This is a genomic window from Jiella sonneratiae (assembly GCF_017353515.1).
Lineage (GTDB): Bacteria > Pseudomonadota > Alphaproteobacteria > Rhizobiales > Rhizobiaceae > Jiella > Jiella sonneratiae.
Genome location: NZ_JAFMPY010000016.1, coordinates 1 through 16,076, shown reverse-complemented (window position 1 = coordinate 16,076; position 16,076 = coordinate 1). Strand labels below are relative to the sequence as shown.

At 69.3% G+C, this 16,076-nt stretch carries 16 protein-coding genes; 4 read left to right on the top strand and 12 right to left on the bottom strand.

What is annotated here, in order from left to right; all coding sequences use genetic code 11:
- The 8 genes from J1C47_RS14835 to J1C47_RS14800 form a co-directional block, all read right to left on the bottom strand.
- Positions 1-333, bottom strand: coding sequence for a phage head closure protein (locus tag J1C47_RS14835; RefSeq protein WP_207351562.1), 333 nt, complete (start codon positions 331-333; stop codon positions 1-3).
- A complete protein-coding gene (locus J1C47_RS14830; protein ID WP_207351561.1) occupies positions 333-890 on the bottom strand; it encodes a head-tail connector protein in 558 nt (185 codons plus the stop codon). Before J1C47_RS14830 ends, J1C47_RS14835 begins: the two co-directional genes overlap by 1 nt.
- A 75-nt stretch (positions 891-965) precedes the next feature.
- Positions 966-2,216 (bottom strand): phage major capsid protein, encoded by a 1,251-nt coding sequence (locus J1C47_RS14825; protein WP_207351560.1) that lies wholly within the window; start codon positions 2,214-2,216, stop codon positions 966-968.
- Between the two features lie 39 nt (positions 2,217-2,255).
- On the bottom strand, positions 2,256-2,738 hold the full coding sequence (locus tag J1C47_RS14820; protein WP_245396585.1) for an HK97 family phage prohead protease: 483 nt from the start codon (positions 2,736-2,738) through the stop codon (positions 2,256-2,258).
- Positions 2,722-3,936, bottom strand: coding sequence for a phage portal protein (locus J1C47_RS14815; RefSeq protein ID WP_207351559.1), 1,215 nt, complete (start codon positions 3,934-3,936; stop codon positions 2,722-2,724). Before J1C47_RS14815 ends, J1C47_RS14820 begins: the two co-directional genes overlap by 17 nt.
- Positions 3,937-4,270: 334 nt before the next feature.
- The gene (locus J1C47_RS14810; RefSeq protein WP_207351558.1) at positions 4,271-5,617 is read right to left on the bottom strand and encodes a DNA-packaging protein; all 1,347 of its coding nucleotides are present in this window, start codon (positions 5,615-5,617) and stop codon (positions 4,271-4,273) included.
- Positions 5,607-6,086: a hypothetical protein gene (locus J1C47_RS14805; protein ID WP_207351557.1), complete on the bottom strand. Its 480-nt coding sequence runs from the start codon at positions 6,084-6,086 to the stop codon at positions 5,607-5,609. Before J1C47_RS14805 ends, J1C47_RS14810 begins: the two co-directional genes overlap by 11 nt.
- A gap of 144 nt (positions 6,087-6,230) precedes the next feature.
- A complete protein-coding gene (locus J1C47_RS14800; RefSeq protein ID WP_207351556.1) occupies positions 6,231-6,755 on the bottom strand; it encodes a YcgN family cysteine cluster protein in 525 nt (174 codons plus the stop codon).
- 167 nt (positions 6,756-6,922) lie between these two features.
- On the opposite strand from J1C47_RS14800, the gene J1C47_RS14795 reads away from it, so the two are divergent.
- From J1C47_RS14795 to J1C47_RS14780, 4 genes are all read left to right on the top strand, one after another.
- Positions 6,923-9,097 (top strand): transglycosylase domain-containing protein, encoded by a 2,175-nt coding sequence (locus J1C47_RS14795; protein ID WP_207351555.1) that lies wholly within the window; start codon positions 6,923-6,925, stop codon positions 9,095-9,097.
- Positions 9,098-9,124: 27 nt separating this feature from the next.
- Positions 9,125-9,709 carry a DUF1214 domain-containing protein gene (locus J1C47_RS14790; protein WP_207351554.1) on the top strand — a complete coding sequence of 195 codons (585 nt, stop codon included), beginning with the start codon at positions 9,125-9,127 and terminating at the stop codon, positions 9,707-9,709.
- The gene (locus J1C47_RS14785) at positions 9,702-10,340 is read left to right on the top strand and encodes a DUF1254 domain-containing protein (RefSeq protein ID WP_207351553.1); all 639 of its coding nucleotides are present in this window, start codon (positions 9,702-9,704) and stop codon (positions 10,338-10,340) included. The genes J1C47_RS14790 and J1C47_RS14785 overlap by 8 nt, the downstream gene beginning before the upstream one ends.
- Before the next feature lie 133 nt (positions 10,341-10,473).
- Positions 10,474-11,214, top strand: a complete 741-nt coding sequence (locus J1C47_RS14780; protein ID WP_207351552.1) for an SDR family oxidoreductase — start codon at positions 10,474-10,476, stop codon at positions 11,212-11,214.
- A gap of 115 nt (positions 11,215-11,329) precedes the next feature.
- Here J1C47_RS14780 and J1C47_RS14775 read toward each other — a convergent pair whose 3' ends face one another.
- The 4 genes from J1C47_RS14775 to J1C47_RS14760 are packed head-to-tail and all read right to left on the bottom strand — an operon-like array spanning position 11,330 to position 15,923.
- Positions 11,330-12,436, bottom strand: coding sequence for an autoinducer 2 ABC transporter substrate-binding protein (locus J1C47_RS14775; RefSeq protein WP_207351551.1), 1,107 nt, complete (start codon positions 12,434-12,436; stop codon positions 11,330-11,332).
- Positions 12,437-12,485: 49 nt separating this feature from the next.
- Complete coding sequence (locus J1C47_RS14770) at positions 12,486-13,436, bottom strand: ABC transporter permease (protein WP_207351550.1); 951 nt, start codon at positions 13,434-13,436, stop codon at positions 12,486-12,488.
- Positions 13,437-13,452: 16 nt separating this feature from the next.
- Positions 13,453-14,403 carry an ABC transporter permease gene (locus J1C47_RS14765; RefSeq protein WP_207351549.1) on the bottom strand — a complete coding sequence of 317 codons (951 nt, stop codon included), beginning with the start codon at positions 14,401-14,403 and terminating at the stop codon, positions 13,453-13,455.
- Positions 14,400-15,923, bottom strand: a complete 1,524-nt coding sequence (locus J1C47_RS14760; protein WP_207351548.1) for a sugar ABC transporter ATP-binding protein — start codon at positions 15,921-15,923, stop codon at positions 14,400-14,402. The genes J1C47_RS14765 and J1C47_RS14760 overlap by 4 nt, the downstream gene beginning before the upstream one ends.
- Positions 15,924-16,076: the final 153 nt, after the last annotated feature.

The window sequence follows — 16,076 nt, the reverse complement described above, 5'->3', positions numbered from 1 at the left end:
TCAGCGCTCCTCCTCGCAGCGGCAGACGAGATAGCGCCCGCTCTCGTCCGGATCGTGCACCGAGAGGACAAGGAGGCGCCGTCCGCCGATCCTGAACGACATGCCGCGCTCGACGGCGGTGGTCGCGCGCAGCAGCACGCGATGCGTCACGGTCGCCTCGCGCTGGTCGAAGCGCTCGCGCGCGGCGACGGAGAGCGGCTCGATCCGCACCGACAGTTCCCGCACTTCCTGCCACTGCGTCGCGCCGCCGCCCGCTCCGTCCGGCACGATCGCCGGCTCGTCCAGCGCGACGCGGCGGCTGAAGAGCCCGGGGTCGAGAAACAGCGGGGCCATCAGATCCGCACCCGCCGGTGCGGGGCGATCAGGCGCTCGGCGATCGCCGGTCGCAGCGCCGGCTGCATCCCCGGCTCGACCAGCGCCCGCGCCTCGTAGCTCGCGGCGACGATCGCCTTGAGCGCGAGGATCAGCTCGGCGGGGCGGTCGGCGTCGCCGTAGCCGGCGACGAATTCGATCTCGACGCCGTTCGAAGCCGCGTCGAGCACGGCGGGCGCGAGCCGGAAGCCGTCCGTGCCGCGCGGCCGTTCGACGATGGCTTCGGCCGGTTCGAAAACACGCGGATTGCCGGCCGCGTCGTAGGCCGTGACCGTGTCGACCGAGACGAGTGGGCGCCTCGTCGCCTCGACCCAGCCGTCGCACGGCGCCGGGTCGAGGGTGAGGCGGAAGCTGCGGGCGACCAGCGCAAGCCCGGTGTCGCGCTCGATCGCCTCGCGCCCGGCCGCGATCAGCCGGGCGATGAGGCCGTCCTCGTCGTCCCGCTCGATCCGCGCCCAGATCTTGGCGTCGGCAAGCGTCAGCGGCTCGGCGACCGGGCCGAGGTCGATCGTCGTCATCATCCGTCTCCAGAAACGCAAAGACCCGGCTCGTCGAGCCGGGTCTCCAAGGGGTTTTCGTCGGCGTTCGGGCCGTCAGGCCGAGAAGTCGAGAAGCTTTGCCGCGTCGAAGTCCAGAATGCCGCCGCCGACCCGCTTGGTCGTGTAGAACAGGACGTAGGGCTTGGCGGAGTAGGGATCGCGCAGCACCCGCACGCCCTGGCGGTCGACGACGAGATAGAAGCGGGAGAAGTCGCCGAAGGCGAGCGCGCAGGCGCCCGTCGCGATGTCCGGCATCTCCTCCGCCTCGACCAGCGGAAATCCCATCAGCGTCGCCTTGGCGCCGGCGGCAGCCGGCGGCAGCCAGAGATAGTTGCCGTCCTCGTCCTTCAGCTTGCGCACCGTGCTCTGGGTGCGGCGATTCATGACGAAGCTGGCATTCTGCCGGTATCCGGCCTTGAGGGCGTAGACGAGGTCGATCAGCGCGTCGGCCGCCTCGCCCTCGGCGAAGCCGCCGTCGGCGCCCGTCCCGACCGTCCCGACCTTGCCCCAGGCCCAGGCGCTCTCGTCGACCCTGTCGTAGGTCATGAAGCCCTTCGGCATCGCGAGGCCGTCGCCGTTGACGAAGGCGGCGCTTTCCTGGGCCGCGAAGGCCTGCTCCACCTCCTCGCCGATCCAGCGGTCGATGTCGACGGCCGCATCGTCGAGCAGCGCCGCCGTGGCGGCCGGCATGGCGTAGAGCTCCATGGTCGGAAAGGTCAGTTCGGCGAGCTGCGGCGCGGCGGTCTGGTCGCGCACGGCTGTCTCGCTGACCCAGCCGCTCTCGGCGCCGGAGATCGCGAAGGGCTTCTTCAGCACCGCGGTCGACACCGTCCTGACGGCGGCGATCGAGCGGATCGGCGAGATCGCCGCGAGCCGCCGGCCGATTTCCGTCTCGGTCTCCTCTGGCACGAGGAAGCCGCCGTCCGCCCCGGTCAGGCTCGACATCGCCTTTTCCTCAAAGCGCCGGAGCGCCGCCTCGTCGCCCGCCCTGACATAGCGTTCGAAGGCGCTCTTGTGTTCGCTCGCCGGCGCGCCGAAGCGCGTCCGGTCCTGCCCGAGTGCCGGGCGCATCTCCTTCAGCGCCAGCCGCTCGATGCGCTGGTTCTGGGCGTCGAGCGCGGCGGCGATGCGATCGACCTTGTCGGTCGCCAGCGTGTCGGCGCTCATCCGCCGCTCCAGCTCCGCGAGCCGCGCGTCGTTCGCCTCGCGGAAGCTCTCGAAGGTCCGCATCATCTCGTCCTGCAGGCCCCGCGTCTCCGGGGTGACCGTCTTCGTCTCGAAGCCGGCGAGTGCCGTTTCGTCCATGTCGTCTCTCCTGTTGTCTCGGATGAAGATGTGCCGCCGTCAGGCGAAGAGGCTGAAGCGGGCCCGCTCCTGCATCGGGAAGGTGACGAGCGAGACCTCCCAGAGGTCGATCGTCACCAGCCGTCGCCTGGTGCCGCCGTCGCCGCGCCTCGCCAGCTTGGTGCGAAAGCCGATCGACAGACCGTCCACGGCTCCTGCCGCGGCGAGCGCCGCCGCCTCGCGGCCGCCGGCGGTGTCGAGGGCGAATTCGCCGAGGACCTTCAGCCCGGTCCGGTCCTCGGCGATGTCGATCCAACGGCCGATCGGGCGGGCGGGATCGTGCTGCCAGAGCATGCGCACGGCTTCCGGCCGCCGCGCGGCGAGCGAGGCCGCGAAGGCGCCGGGCTCGATCCTGTCGCCGGCGAGATCCGTCGCACCGAAGATCGCGGCATAGCCGGAGAACCGCGCCGGCAGCGGCAAGGGCGTCGCGCCGGCGGGCTGCAGCGGCGCCGCGACGCCGCGCATCTCAATCCTCGCTGCCATAGCCGACGGCCTCCCGCTTCTCGTCCCGGCTGAGGAAGTCCGCCGCGCCGACCCGCGTCCACAGGGCCTCGCGCTCGGCCGAAAGGCCCTCGACCGCGTCGAGATCGACGGAAAGCGACAGTTCCGGCTCCCCGAAATGAGCGCCGAGCCAGCCGCCGAGCGCGCCGGCGATCCGCTTGACGAGCGGCAGCACGGTCAGCCGGTAGAGGGCGCGGTTCGCCTCGGCGTAGTTCGCATAGGTCAGATCGCCGGGGATGCCGAGCAACATCGGCGGCACGCCGAAGGCGAGCGCGATGTCGCGGGCGGCGCCGTTCTTCGCCTCGACGAAGTCCATGTCCTTCGGCGAAAGCGCCATCGCCTTCCAGTCGAGGCCGCCTTCAAGAAGCAGCGGACGTCCCGCCCGGGCGGCGCCGGAATAGCCGGTCTCGAGCTCCGCCTTCAGCCGGTCGAACTGGTCGGGCGAGAGATTGCCGCCGCCTTCGGCCTTGTAGATCAGCGCCCCGGAGGGGCGGGCGGAATTGTCGAGGAGCGCGCGGTTCCAGCGCGCCGCCGCATTGTGCAGATCGAGCGCGCTCTGCGCCGCGCCGAGCGGCGGGTAGCCGCGATGATCGTCGAGCGGGTGGAACAGCGACAACTGCAGGATGCTTGCCGGCCCGCCGTCCGGCGCCTCGGCCGCAATCCGCCTCACCGTCGTGCCGGCCCGGTATTCGAAGGCCTCGGGCCATCCGTCCGTGTCGGCGATCAGCCGCACGCGGTCTGGCCGCAGGACGTGCAGCGCCTTCACCTCCCCGTCGAGGAGCGCCGCCTCGACATAGGCGTTGCCGGCGAGGAGCAGGTGGCCGCAGAGCGTCTCGACGAAGGCCGCACCGGCGCTCATCGGGTTCGGCCGGCGCATCAGGTCGAGTAGCCGGTGCGCTGCGACTTCGCTGGTCCCGTCATAGAGGACGAGCGGGATCGCCGCCGCCGCCTCGCCAATCAGCCGCACCGAGCGATAGGCGACCGGGTTCTGCATGAAGCCGGCCCGCGACAGGGCGGCATAGGACCGCTCGGTCCAGATGCCCTCGTCCCTGCCGGTGAAGACCAGCGTCCCCGCCACCGTGGCGGTGGATTTTTGCTCGGCGGGCGCTGCGGAGGCGCTCTCGCCCGGCGGCCGAGAGGCCGCACCGAGCCAGCCCGCGATCGTTCCCGCAAGTCCCATGCGATTGCTCCGATGTTCTGGAATGCGTTCGGCGATCCGGCCGTTTGCGCGGCCGGCAACCTGTCTGCGGCGGCGCCCGTCTCGCCCCCCTCTGTCCTCCTGAGCTTGTCGAAGGGCGGACATCTCCCCCACACGGGGGGAGATCGATTTCGCGCCGACGCCCCGCGCTCACGCGAGCGATGAAGCTTGCAGCATCGACAAAGATGAGGCGCCACCCGCCAAAGCTGCCGATCTCCCCCCTTGTGGGGGAGATGCCCGGCAGGGCAGAGGGGGGTGCCTCGGCGCAGACCTCAAGCGCTGAACCTTCGCCCCCCGCGTCCGAAGTCCGGTCAGCCTAAAGCCCCCTGATCCGCGGCGCCTCGCCGCCTCCCGCCAGGGCGTTGACCGCCCAGACCAGGGCGTCCAGCCGGTCCGGCGAGCGGCCGCCCGACAGGCCGTCCGGGCCGAAATCCGCCATCTCGTCCTCGAGTTCGGGAAACCGGCCGGCATGGCGCACCCGTCCGCGCTCGTAGAGCGCGGCGACGGGCTCCGCCCTCGCCCATTTGCCGCGGCTCGCCCTGACCGCCTGGAACGGCGTGTCGGGACTTGCCGCGCGGATCACCGCCTCGACCATGTCGCCGCCCTGGTTGACCTCGGCGACGATCCGGTCGGCCTTCAGCGCGTCGTAGAGCCCGATCGCCGCCCTCGCCCATTCATGCGGCTTGGCCTTCCGCCGGCTGCCGTCGGCGAGCACGTAGATCGTGCCGTCGCCGCCGCGTCCCGCCGCGACGATCCCGCAGGCGTCGGAGCGCTTCGTCGCGCTCGCCGGCGGATCGACCGCGACGACGATCCGCCGCAGCTCCGAGGGCGGATCGCAGCGGTCCCGCTCGATCTTCCCGATGTCGAACAGCGCGTCGTCCCGCGCCGAGAGGATTTCTCCGTCGAGTTCCTGCCGGCCGAGCCGCGTCCCGCCATAGCGCTCGCCCATCGCCGCGAGGAAGCCCGGGGCGAGGTTGGCGGCGTTCTCCGCCGTCGTCATGTGCGTCGTCGCCGTCCCGGGATCGGCGATCAGCCGCTTCAGCAGCGGGATCGGCCGCGGCGTCGTCGTGAACAGCGCGCGCGGGTTCTCTCCGAGCCGCAGCGCCAGCTGCAGATTGTCGAACGACGCGTCGCCGTGAACCCATTTCGCCAGCTCGTCGCCCCAGGCGAGATCGAACTGGTAGCCGCGCAGCGCGTCGGGATCCTCCGAGGAAAAGATCTGGGCGATCGCCCCGCTGGCGAAGACCAGCCGCCTGCGGCTCGCCTCGAACACCGGCCGCGGATGGCCGCAGACGGCGAGAAGGCCGCTTTCGCCGTCGATCATCACCTCGCGGGCATCCGCCAGCGTCTCGGCGAGAAGTCCGATGCGCATGTGCGGCCGACCGACGAAGGGGCTTTCGCCCGCCGCCATCGCCTTGATCCATTCCGCCCCCGCCCGCGTCTTGCCGGAGCCGCGCCCGCCGACGATCAGCCATTGCCGCCAGTTCCCCGGCGGCGGCAGTTGCGAAGGCCGGGCAAGGCTCGACCAGGGCAGCGCCGAGCGCTCCAGAACCCGTCCCTTCTGCCGCCCGACCAGCCTGTCCGCCCGGCTCCAGAACTGCACATCCGATAAACGGGTGTCGTCGTCCTCGAACCCGTCGTCGCCGTCGCCGCTATCGGCCATCGGCGCCCCGTTCCGGGCGTTTCGATCCGGCCGGCCGGCGGCGCGCCTTCGCCGCGCGCGCGGCGGCCGTCATTGATGCCGCCGGCTTCGTTGCCGTCTCGCCGCCGTCGGCGAAAAGCCGGGCACCGCCGGCGCGGCGCGCATCGAGGGCTCTCAGCCGGCGCATGAATTCGTCCCGCAGCCGCAGCGTCTCCGTCTCGTCGTCGCGGCCGCTTGTCGCCTCCAGCGACCGCAGTTCGAGGAGCTTTTCCAGCGTGCGGGTCAACAAGGCGAGTGCATCGGCCCGCTCCTTGAAGCCGGCCGCGCCGCCATTCTTCGTCCGCCTGACGCGGGGCTTCTCGCCGTCCGGCACGGTCTCGGCCGCAGCATGACAGCCATTTTCAGGATTATTATCCTCACCCTCGGCTTCCAGCCGCCCCACCTCGCGCATCAGCAGCGCGTAGAGCCGGTCCGACAAAAGCTCCGCCATCCGCTCTCCGAACCGCATCCGCCATCGAGCCGCGGAAGCAATCGCCCCACCGGCCCTGAAACGACGACGGCGGCTCCGGGTCGCCCCGACGCCGCCGACAGATTTTCGATGATGAATGAACCCTACCGAAGGACCGTCACGCAGTCAAGGAATTTTTTCATAATCTCCGGCTTCGGGTGACGTCGGCAGATCGGCGTCCACCTCCTCGCCCGGCCATTCCACCAGATGGTCCTCGTAGTCCTCGAGCTCCATCCCGACTTCGCTGACCGTCCGGTCCCGGACCGAGACGCCCGCCTGATGCACCGTGTCCCGGTCGCCGGAAACGAGGTGGTGCCACCAGTAGAGATCCCGGCCCTCGGCGACCAGCCGGTAGGCGCAGGAGGGCGGCAGCCAGGTCAGCGTCCGCACCGCTTCGGGCGTCAGCCCGACGCAGTCCGGCACCACCTCGTGGCGCGTCTCGTATTGCCGGCAGCGGCAGGCATGGCCGTCGAGCAGCTGGCAGGCGACGTTGGTCCAGGCGATCTCGCCGGTGTCCCAGTCCTCGAGCTTGTTGAGGCAGCAGCGCCCGCAGCCGTCGCACAGCCGCTCCCACTCCTCGGGCGTCATCTCTTCGAGCGCCTTCGCCCTCCAGTAGGGCACGGCATCGTGATCGGGCGCGGCATCGGACATCGGGAAACCATGCGGCAATTTTTGCAGATTTTTCCGGGCGGTCGGCCTATAACCGCAGCGGGGGACGACGTAGGATGTCACGGAAGGTCGCGCAAGTCGCGGCCGCGATTGATCACGTCCATCGCGGGGGCCCGAAAATGCTCGGCGGCCCGCGCCGATGGCGCCGAATGGTGAGCTGGCGCTTGGAGAATCAACCGAATCAACGCCGCAGGCGGCGACAGCCCTCGCGCCTCATTGAGGTCGACGCCTGGATCGATTCGAGCCTCTGGCGGCTCTACCACGCCTTTCTCGCCTGGTGGGAAAACGTCACCATCGTCTCGCGCAGGTTCCGGGCGCGGGGCTTCAACCGCGTTCTGGTGGAGATCGCCTGCGAGGGGCTGACCCTCGGCCTCGCCGGCTTCGTCCTGCTCTTCGCCCTCGCCCAGCCGGCGATCAAGATGACGCGCCACGGCCTGCCGCAGGAGAGCGACTATTCGGTGCTGTTCCTCGACAAGCATGGCGAGGAGATCGGCCGCCGGGGCATCCTGCGGGCCGCGGCGGTGCCGATCGACGAGATTCCCGACAATTTCGTCAAGGCGCTGCTCGCCACCGAGGACCGCCGCTTCTTCGACCATTTCGGCATCGACTTCCTCGGCCTCGTCCGCGCTCTGACGGTGAATGCCCAGGCGGGCGGCGTCGTCCAGGGCGGCTCGACGCTGACCCAGCAGCTCGCCAAGAACCTGTTTCTGTCGAACGAGCGCAGCCTCGACCGCAAGATCAAGGAAGCCTTCCTCTCCCTCTGGCTCGAATCGCACTACACCAAGCGCCAGATCCTCGCGATGTATCTCGACCGGGCCTATATGGGCGGCGGCACCTTCGGTGCGGCGGCGGCGGCCGAGTTCTATTTCGGCAAGAACATCCGCGACGTCTCGTTGGCCGAGGCGGCGATGCTGGCGGGCCTGTTCAAGGCTCCGGCGAAATACGCGCCGCACATCAACCTGCCGGCGGCGCGTGCGCGCGCCAACGAAGTGCTGACCAACATGGTCCAGGCGAACTTTCTGACCGAGGGACAGGTGATCGCCGCAAGGCGCCATCCGGCGACGGCGATCGACCGCTCCTCGTCCCCCTCCCCCGACTATTTCCTCGACTACGCCTTCGACGAGGTGCAGCGCATCGCCCAGCAGAACGGCATCAAGGACCGCAATTTCACGGCCCGGACGACCGTCGACCTCGACCTGCAGAAGCTCGCGGACGAATCCGTCGAATATCATCTCCGCCAGTACGGCAAGAACTACAATGTCGGCGAGGCGGCGATGGTGGTGCTCGCCTCCGACGGCAGCGTCAGGGCGATCGTCGGCGGCCGGGACTACGGCGTTTCGCAGTTCAACCGCGCGACAAAGGCGCTGCGCCAGCCGGGTTCCTCCTTCAAGGTCTACGTCTATGCGACGGCCATGCAGGAAGGCATGAAGCCCTCGGATACGATCGTCGACAGCCCGATCACCATCGGCAACTGGTCGCCCCAGAACTACGGCCGCTCCTTCTCCGGCCGCGTCACCCTCGCAAACGCCCTCGCCCGTTCGCTGAACGTGCCGGCCGTCAAGCTCTACCAGAAGGTCGGCTTCGACGACACGGTGAAGACCGCCAAGGCGATGGGCATCGAATCGAACCTGCGCGGCGACAAGACCATGGCCCTCGGCACCAGCGAGGTCACGGTGATGGACCAGGCGACGGCCTATACGGTATTCGCCAATGGCGGCATGAATTCCAACCGGCATGCGATCGAGCAGCTGACGGACGGCGCCGGCAAGGTCGTCTGGGATGCCCGGCACGACCTGCCGCCGCGCCACCAGGTGCTGTCCGAACAGGCGACGAAATACATGAACGAGATGCTGGTCGGCGTGAGCGAGCACGGCACCGCCCGCAAGGCGCAGCTGTCGATGACCCGCGTCGGCGGCAAGACCGGCACGACCCAGTCCTATCGCGACGGCTGGTTCGTCGGCTTCACCGGCAACTATGTCGGCGCCGTCTGGTTCGGCAACGACAGTTTCCGGCCGACCAACCGGCTGACCGGCGGCTCGCTGCCGGCGATGACCTGGCAGCGCTTCATGGAGGCGGCGCATCAGAACATCGAGCTGAAGCCGATCCCCTATATCGACGATCCCTTCCCGGCGAACTCCGGCAAGGTCGCGGAAGCCGGCGAGGAAGGTACCGGCCCGGCAGCGCCCGAGACCCTCAGCAAGAAGGCGCAGGACGTTCTGTCCCACATCGCCGAAGGTCTCGACGCGATGAAGCCGCTGGAGCCGGAGCATCTGGCGTCGGCGGACACCGCCGCGGCCGGCCCGGCGCCGGCCCGCAGCCAGTAACGCCAGCGAAGCCCTTCGGTCGAAGTGATGCGTTTCACGCTCCTCGTCATGGTCGCCGTTGCGATCGCCCTTTATCTCGGCGGCTGGTCGGCCAAATGGGCGGTCGATCATTCCTCCGAGATCGGCACCGTCACGGTCGGCCCCTGGCAGGCGACGCCGTTCGCCGGCGCCCCCGATGCCGACCCTTACTCCAAGGCGCGCCTCGCCACGGTCGGCAATCTCACGCTCGGAACCGGCGAGGGCATCCAGTTCCGCAGCGCGAGCGACGATACCGGCCGGGCGCTGCGGCGCGAATGCAGCTATCGGATCGGCGGCTCCACGCCCCCTGCCCGCGTCTTCACCCTCGCGGCCTATCTGCCCGACGGCGAGCTCATCCGGCCCGCCGACGGCCGGCCCGGCTGGCTCACCTCGAACAACCTGATGCGCAACGAAGACAATTCCTTCGCCCTCGCCGTCGGGCCCGAGGCCCGCGCCGGCAACTGGCTGGCGACGGCGGGCCGCGGCGAGATGATCCTGGTTCTCGCCCTCTACGACACGCCCGCGAGCGCCGCGAGCGGCGCATCGAGCCTCTCCCTCCCGACGATCCGGCGGGAGTCCTGCGCCAATGGGTAGGATCCTTCTGACCGTCATGATCGGCGTCGTCGGCGCCGGGCTCGTCCATATCGCCGTCATCTTCGCCATGCCGGACGTCGCGCGCCGCAACGGCTGGAGCCGGCTCGCCGAACTCGGCCAGGAGGACCAGCTGGTGCGCGTCGAGGCGCTCGAAAGCAGTCCCGAGCCCGCACCCGGCCAGGCCGCCCAGCAGAGCGGCGAATTCGCCTTCGTCGATCCGGCCTTCATCACCGCCGGGTGCCGCTTCTCGCTGGCCGACGGGCCGGTGCGCATCCGCGCCCTTCAGAGCAATCCGGCGTTCTGGTCTGCCTCAATCTACAATCGCAGCGGCGACAATCTCTACAGCATCAACGACCGGTCGGCGGTCGACAACGCCCTCGATCTTCTCGTCGGGACGCGCGACCAGCTCGTCGACCGGGCCGCGGCGGAGGACGCCCCGAAGACCCAGATTCCGGTGGAGGTGGAAATGACCGCCGGCTACATGACGATCCGCGTCCTCGTCGACGAGGAGAGCAAGCGGCCGGGCGTCGACGACTTCGTGTCGTCGATGCGCTGCGAGCCCGCCCCTGCCGACGATGCCGTCACCACCAATGCGATCGGCCCCGTCAAGCCGGCGGCAGGCGGCGGCTAGGATCGGGCATGATCCCGAAAGTCGGAACAGGCTTTCGAAAGGCACGGCGCGCCAAGGGATCGAAGCAGCCGCTCGGCCGGCATTTGCGCCGGCGGGCGGCGCCCGGCATTCTCGGTCGTCTGGGAGGAGACACATGAGCCTCGATAGAACCGAATTCGACGGCCATACCGTCGTCGTCACCGGCGCCGGCAAGGGCATCGGCCGCGCGACCGCCCGGCTTCTCGCCGGCCGCGGCGCCGCCGTCGTCGCCATTGCGCGGACCACGTCCGACCTCGAAAGCCTCAAGGCCGAGACCGGCTGCCGGACGATCGCCGCCGACCTTCAGGATCCCGAGACGGCGCGTGCCGCAATGCGCGAGGCGGGCACCGTCGACCATCTCGTCAACTGCGCCGGGACCAACGTGCTCGAAAGCGTGCTCGACATGACCGACGCCGGCTACGAGACCGTCCTCGGGATCAACCTCCGGGCGGCGCTGGTCTGCGCCCAGGAATTCGCCAGGGTCCGCATCGCGGCCGGCGGTGGCGGCGCGATCGTCAACGTCACCTCGATCGCCGGCCATCGCGGCTTTGCCAACCACCTGTGCTATGCCGCGTCGAAGGCCGGCCTCGAAGGAGCGACGCGCGTTCTCGCCAAGGAACTCGGACCCCACGGCATCCGCGTCAACGCCGTCGCACCCGGCATCACCCTGACCGAACTCGCGGCCGTCGCCTGGAGCGATCCGGAAAAGAGCCGGCCGATGATGGACCGCACGCCCGTCGGGCGCTTCGCCGAGGTCGAGGACGTTGCCGAAATGATCGCGATGCTGCTGTCGCCGGCCGCGGCGATGGTGACCGGCGCGGTGCTGCCGATCGACGGCGGCTTCCTCGGCGTCTGAAAGTTCCGCCGGCCGAAGACCACGCGCCCGGCAGGCCGCGCTGCCGGCAAAGGCTTGCCGGTCGCCGCCCGGTCCGATCGGCGGCGAGGCCCGCCCCGCCGCCGCGCTGAGAGCTTCAGAAGTCGAAGTCGTTGATGTCCGCCTTGGTGAAGATCTTCGGCTGGCCGAGCAGCACCTGGCTCTGGTTGACGATCGGCAGTTCGCCGAGCCGGCCGGCCTTCACCGTCTTGTCGCCGGGCTTCAGCGTCCCGTCCGCCACCTGCCGCATCACCTCGACCGCCGCATAGCCGAGATCGACGGTGTTCCAGAGGATCGTCGACTGGATGCAGTCGGAATTGATGTAGGGCTTCATGGCATTGGGGAGTGCGAGGCCGACCACCGAGACCTTGCCGCAGAGGCCGTTCTGCTGCACCGCCTCGGCGGCGGCGGGGGTCGCCACCGAGGTCATGCCGAGGATGCCCTTCAGCTCGTCGCCGTATTTGTTGATCAGCGTCTGCGCCTGGTTGAAGGACAGGATGTTGTCCTCCTGCGCCTCGACGGTCTCGAGGAACTTCAGCTTCGGATGGCACTTCTCGGTATAGGCCTGCATCTCGGAGATCCACCGCGCCTGGTTCGGCGTCGTGAAGGTCGAGGTGACGATGGCGAAGCTGCCCTCTTCGCCGATCTCCTTGGCGAGCTGGTCCATCATCGCCTTGGCGACGCCGTTCGGCAGCGCCTGGTTGACGAACCACTGCCGCGCGTCGGCCTGGGCATCGGCGTCGTAGCCGACGACGTTGATCCCCGCATCGAGCGCCTTCTTCAGGACCGGCGCGATCGCCACCGGGTCGTTGGCGGCATAGAGGATGCCGTCGACGCCGGAGGTGATGTAGTTGTCGATGAAGGTGATCTGCTCGTCGATGTTGGCGCGGGTCGGCCCGTCGGTCGAGACGGCGACGCTGCCGAGTTCCTTCGCCGCCTCCGCCATGCCCGACGAGGTGCTGGCGAAATAGCCGACGCCGACGAGTTTCGGAATGTCGACGACCTTGATGTCCTTGCCCTTGCGGTCGGGCGCGTTCGTCGGCGTGCCGCCGTTGTATTCGCCGGGCTCGGGTGCCGGCGATTCGCCGGAACAGGCGAGCGGGGTCGTCGGCTGGCCGTCGCCGCCAGTCCAGGCGGACTGCGCGAAGGCCGCCGGCGTCGTCAGAAGGCTGGCGCCGAGCAGCGCCGTCATCAGTCTCTTCATCGAATTTTCCTCCTCTGTTGCGGCGCCTTTCCGGCGCCCCTCCCGATCCTCAGTCGTTCGAGAAACGGCTGAGGACATTGCTGATCAGCACGGCGACGATCAGGACCGCGCCGATGACGACGGTGGTGCCGTCGCCGCGCACGCCCGAAAGCGACAGGCCGTTCTGAAGGATCTGCATCAGGCAAAGCCCGATCAGCGTACCGACCACCATGCCGCGGCCGCCGAAGATCGAGGTGCCGCCGAGGACGACGGCGGTGATCACCTCGAGTTCGATGCCGGTGCCCATGTCGGAGCGGGTCGTCGAAACGCGCGAGACGAAGACGATCGCCGCGAGCGCCGAGACGAAGCCGGAGGCGGTGTAGATCAGGAGTTTCGTGCGCTCGACGGCGAGACCGGAAAACTCCGCCGCCGCCTCGTTGTTGCCGATGGCGTAGGTCGTGCGTCCGAAGGTCGTGAAGCGCAGGATGAAGATGCCGACGATGGCGACGAGGGCGAAGAGCCAGAGCTGCGACGGAATGCCGAGCAGCTCGCCCTGGCCGAGGGTCGCGAACCACGCCGGATAGCCGCGGACCGAGCGCGCCTGGCTGATCCCCTCGGCAAGCCCGCGATAGAGTGCCAGCGTCGCCAGCGTGGCGATCAGCGGCGGCACCCTGAAGCGTGTGATGATGACGCCGTTGGCAAAGCCCGCCAGTGTCCCGGCGAGGAGCGACAGCACGATCGCCGCCGGCAGCGGCAGGCCGGCATTTTGCCAGAAAACCCCGACGAGAATGGCGCAGAGGCCGAGGATCGAGCCGACCGAGAGGTCGATGCCGCCGGTGACGATGACGAAGGTCATCGGGATGGCGATCAGCCCGACCTCGGTCATCAGCCGCGCCTGGTTGAGAAGGTTCGCCGTCGTCAGGAAGCGGTCGGACTGGGCGGCGAGGACGAACAGCGCGACGACGAAGAGGATCGCGAGGATCGCCTCGTGGCGGACGAGAACGCGGGTGACGGCGGTCATGGCTTCGTCCCTCCCCTCAGCCGGTTCGCCGGCGGCGGGCCATGTCGGCGAGGACCGTCGCGAGGATGAGCACACCCTGGACGGCCCTCAGCCAATAGGCCGAGACGTTGAGGAAGATCAGCGACGAACCGATCGCGGCAAAGAGGATCGCCGCCAGCGTCGAGCCGAACACCGTGCCGACGCCGCCGAGGATCGAGACGCCGCCGACCACCGAGGCGGTGATGATGACGAGTTCGAGCCCGACCGGCACCGTCGACTGGATCACCTGCAGCTGCGTCGCGAAGAGCACCGCCGCGACGCCGCCGATGGCGCCGTGGATGGCGAAGACCTTCACCACCGTCGCCGCGTGGGAGATGCCACTGGCGCGGGCCGCTTCCGCATTGCTGCCGACGGCGTAGACGGACCGGCCGAAGGCGGTGTAGCGCATCAGCAGCGCCGCGAGGATCGTCATGCCGATCATGAACCAGACCGGCGACGGCACGTCGAGAAGCCGGAACTGGGCGAGCTGGTAGCCGGCCGGGAGACCCGAGATCCATCGCCCGCCGGTGAAGGTGATGAGCCCGCCGGAGAGGATCGAGAGCATTGCCAGGGTCGCGATGATCGACGGGACCTTGGCATAGGCGATCAGGCAGCCGACCAGCGTGTTGATTAGAGCGCCGAGGACGAGCGGGGCCAGCCAGGCGAGCCAGATCGGGTAGCCGTTGGTCGCGAGCAGCCCGGAGATCACGGCGAGAACGCCGATCAGCGCGCCGATCGAGACGTCGATGTTGCCGGAGATGATGACCAGCGACATGCCGATCGCCGCCACCGCGATATAGGCGTTGCCGACGAAGATCGAGGTGAGGTTGTGCTGCGACAGGAAGCGGGCGTTGACCGAGCCGACGACGGCAAAGAGCGCCAGGATCACCACGACGAGCAGGATCTCCTGGCCGAGCGTTCCGAGCGTGTGGGAGAGGCGCGACCTCATCGGCCCGCTCCTTCGGCGAGCGCCGGCTCGCGCCGCCCCTGCATCATCGCCGCGCCCACCGTATCGGGACTTGCATCCTTGCGGTCGATCACCGCCGACAGCCGACCCTCGCGCATGACGAGCACGCGGTCGCTCATGCCGAGCACCTCGGGCAGTTCGCTGGAGATCATCAGGATCGCCAGGCCCTTCTTGGCGAGTTCGCCCATCAGCCGGTGGATCTCGGTCTTCGCCCCGATGTCGATGCCGCGGGTCGGCTCGTCGAGGATGAGGATCTTCGGGTCGGTGGCGAGCCATTTGGCGAGCACCACCTTCTGCTGGTTGCCGCCGGAAAGCTGGCCGACGCGCTGGCGCGCGTCCCGCGCGCGGATCGAGAAGCGGCCGATCGCGTCCTTGGCGAGGCTCTGTTCGCGCGCAGTGTCGACGACGGAGAACGTCGTCAGCCGGTCGAGGATCGCCATCGAGACGTTCTCGCGCAGTGGCTGCGGACGCACCAGCCCGTGCTGGCCGCGGTCCTCCGGCACGTAGGCGATGCCGGCGGCGATCGCCTCGCGCACGCTGGCGATCGTCCGCGGCTCGCCGTCGACGAGGATTTCGCCGGCGGTCGCCGGCGTCACGCCGAAGATCGTCTGGGCGAGCTCGGTGCGGCCCGAGCCGACGAGGCCGGCAATTCCGAGAATCTCGCCGGCGTGAAGCGAAAAGGAGATGTCCTCGACGACCCCGGCGAGAGAAAGATGCCGCACTTCCAGCCGCGTCCTTCCTTGCGGAATCTCCTCCTTCGGAAAGAGCTGGTGGATGTCGCGGCCGACCATCATCGAGACGAGCGTCGCCTCGGTGACGTCGGCGACCGGCCGCGTGCCGATCGACTTGCCGTCGCGCAGCACCGTGACGCGGTCGGCGATCTCGAAGATCTCGTTCATCCGGTGCGAGACGTAGACGATGCCGACGCCGTCGGCGCGCAGGCGCCGCAACACTTCGAGGAGCCGCCGCACGTCCGCCTCGGCGAGCGCCGCCGTCGGCTCGTCCATGATCAGGACGCGGGCGTTGCGTGAGAGGGCCCGTGCAATCTCGACCCGCTGGCGGTCGGCGACCGAAAGCCGCGAGACCCGCTGGTCGACATCGAGATTGGGACAGTCGAGCCGGTCGAGCAGGTCGCGGGCCTCGCCGCGCATCTTCGCCCAGTCGACGAGACCGCCGCGCGTCTTCGGCTGATGGCCGAGGAAGACGTTCTCGGCGACGCTGAGCGCCGGAAACAAGAGAAGTTCCTGGTGGACGACGGCGATGCCTTCGGCCTGCGCTTCACGCGGGCCGGTGAAGCGGCGCACCTCGCCGTCGAGACGGATCTCGCCCTCATCGGCGCGATGGTCGCCGGCGGCGATGCGGATCATCGTCGACTTGCCGGCGCCGTTCTCGCCCATCAGCGCGTGGACCTCGCCGGCGAAAAGGTCGAAGTCGACGCCGGTCAAGACCTTCACCGGGCCGAACGCCTTCGAGATGTTCGTCAGTTCGAGGAGCGGTGTCATCGCTCCGGCATCCGGCGTTCTCCCGCGCCGGATGCTCCTCCCGTCCGTGCCTTCACCCACCCGCTCCCATCAAACCCTCCGCCATCTTGCCGGGGGGCGGCGGCCCCCCCCCCCCCCCCCCCGGCGGGCGCCCAGCGCGCCGCCCCCGGCGGG

Bases quoted from the DNA above. Each gene is read 5' to 3' on its own strand.
- J1C47_RS14835 (WP_207351562.1), bottom strand. From the start codon at position 333: ATGGCCCCGCTGTTTCTCGACCCCGGGCTCTTCAGCCGCCGCGTCGCG.
- J1C47_RS14830 (WP_207351561.1), bottom strand. From the start codon at position 890: ATGACGACGATCGACCTCGGCCCGGTCGCCGAGCCGCTGACGCTTGCC.
- J1C47_RS14825 (WP_207351560.1), bottom strand. From the start codon at position 2,216: ATGGACGAAACGGCACTCGCCGGCTTCGAGACGAAGACGGTCACCCCG.
- J1C47_RS14820 (WP_245396585.1), bottom strand. From the start codon at position 2,738: ATGGCAGCGAGGATTGAGATGCGCGGCGTCGCGGCGCCGCTGCAGCCC.
- J1C47_RS14815 (WP_207351559.1), bottom strand. From the start codon at position 3,936: ATGGGACTTGCGGGAACGATCGCGGGCTGGCTCGGTGCGGCCTCTCGG.
- J1C47_RS14810 (WP_207351558.1), bottom strand. From the start codon at position 5,617: ATGGCCGATAGCGGCGACGGCGACGACGGGTTCGAGGACGACGACACC.
- J1C47_RS14805 (WP_207351557.1), bottom strand. From the start codon at position 6,086: ATGGCGGAGCTTTTGTCGGACCGGCTCTACGCGCTGCTGATGCGCGAG.
- J1C47_RS14800 (WP_207351556.1), bottom strand. From the start codon at position 6,755: ATGTCCGATGCCGCGCCCGATCACGATGCCGTGCCCTACTGGAGGGCG.
- J1C47_RS14795 (WP_207351555.1), top strand. From the start codon at position 6,923: ATGGTGAGCTGGCGCTTGGAGAATCAACCGAATCAACGCCGCAGGCGG.
- J1C47_RS14790 (WP_207351554.1), top strand. From the start codon at position 9,125: ATGCGTTTCACGCTCCTCGTCATGGTCGCCGTTGCGATCGCCCTTTAT.
- J1C47_RS14785 (WP_207351553.1), top strand. From the start codon at position 9,702: ATGGGTAGGATCCTTCTGACCGTCATGATCGGCGTCGTCGGCGCCGGG.
- J1C47_RS14780 (WP_207351552.1), top strand. From the start codon at position 10,474: ATGAGCCTCGATAGAACCGAATTCGACGGCCATACCGTCGTCGTCACC.
- J1C47_RS14775 (WP_207351551.1), bottom strand. From the start codon at position 12,436: ATGAAGAGACTGATGACGGCGCTGCTCGGCGCCAGCCTTCTGACGACG.
- J1C47_RS14770 (WP_207351550.1), bottom strand. From the start codon at position 13,436: ATGACCGCCGTCACCCGCGTTCTCGTCCGCCACGAGGCGATCCTCGCG.
- J1C47_RS14765 (WP_207351549.1), bottom strand. From the start codon at position 14,403: ATGAGGTCGCGCCTCTCCCACACGCTCGGAACGCTCGGCCAGGAGATC.
- J1C47_RS14760 (WP_207351548.1), bottom strand. From the start codon at position 15,923: ATGACACCGCTCCTCGAACTGACGAACATCTCGAAGGCGTTCGGCCCG.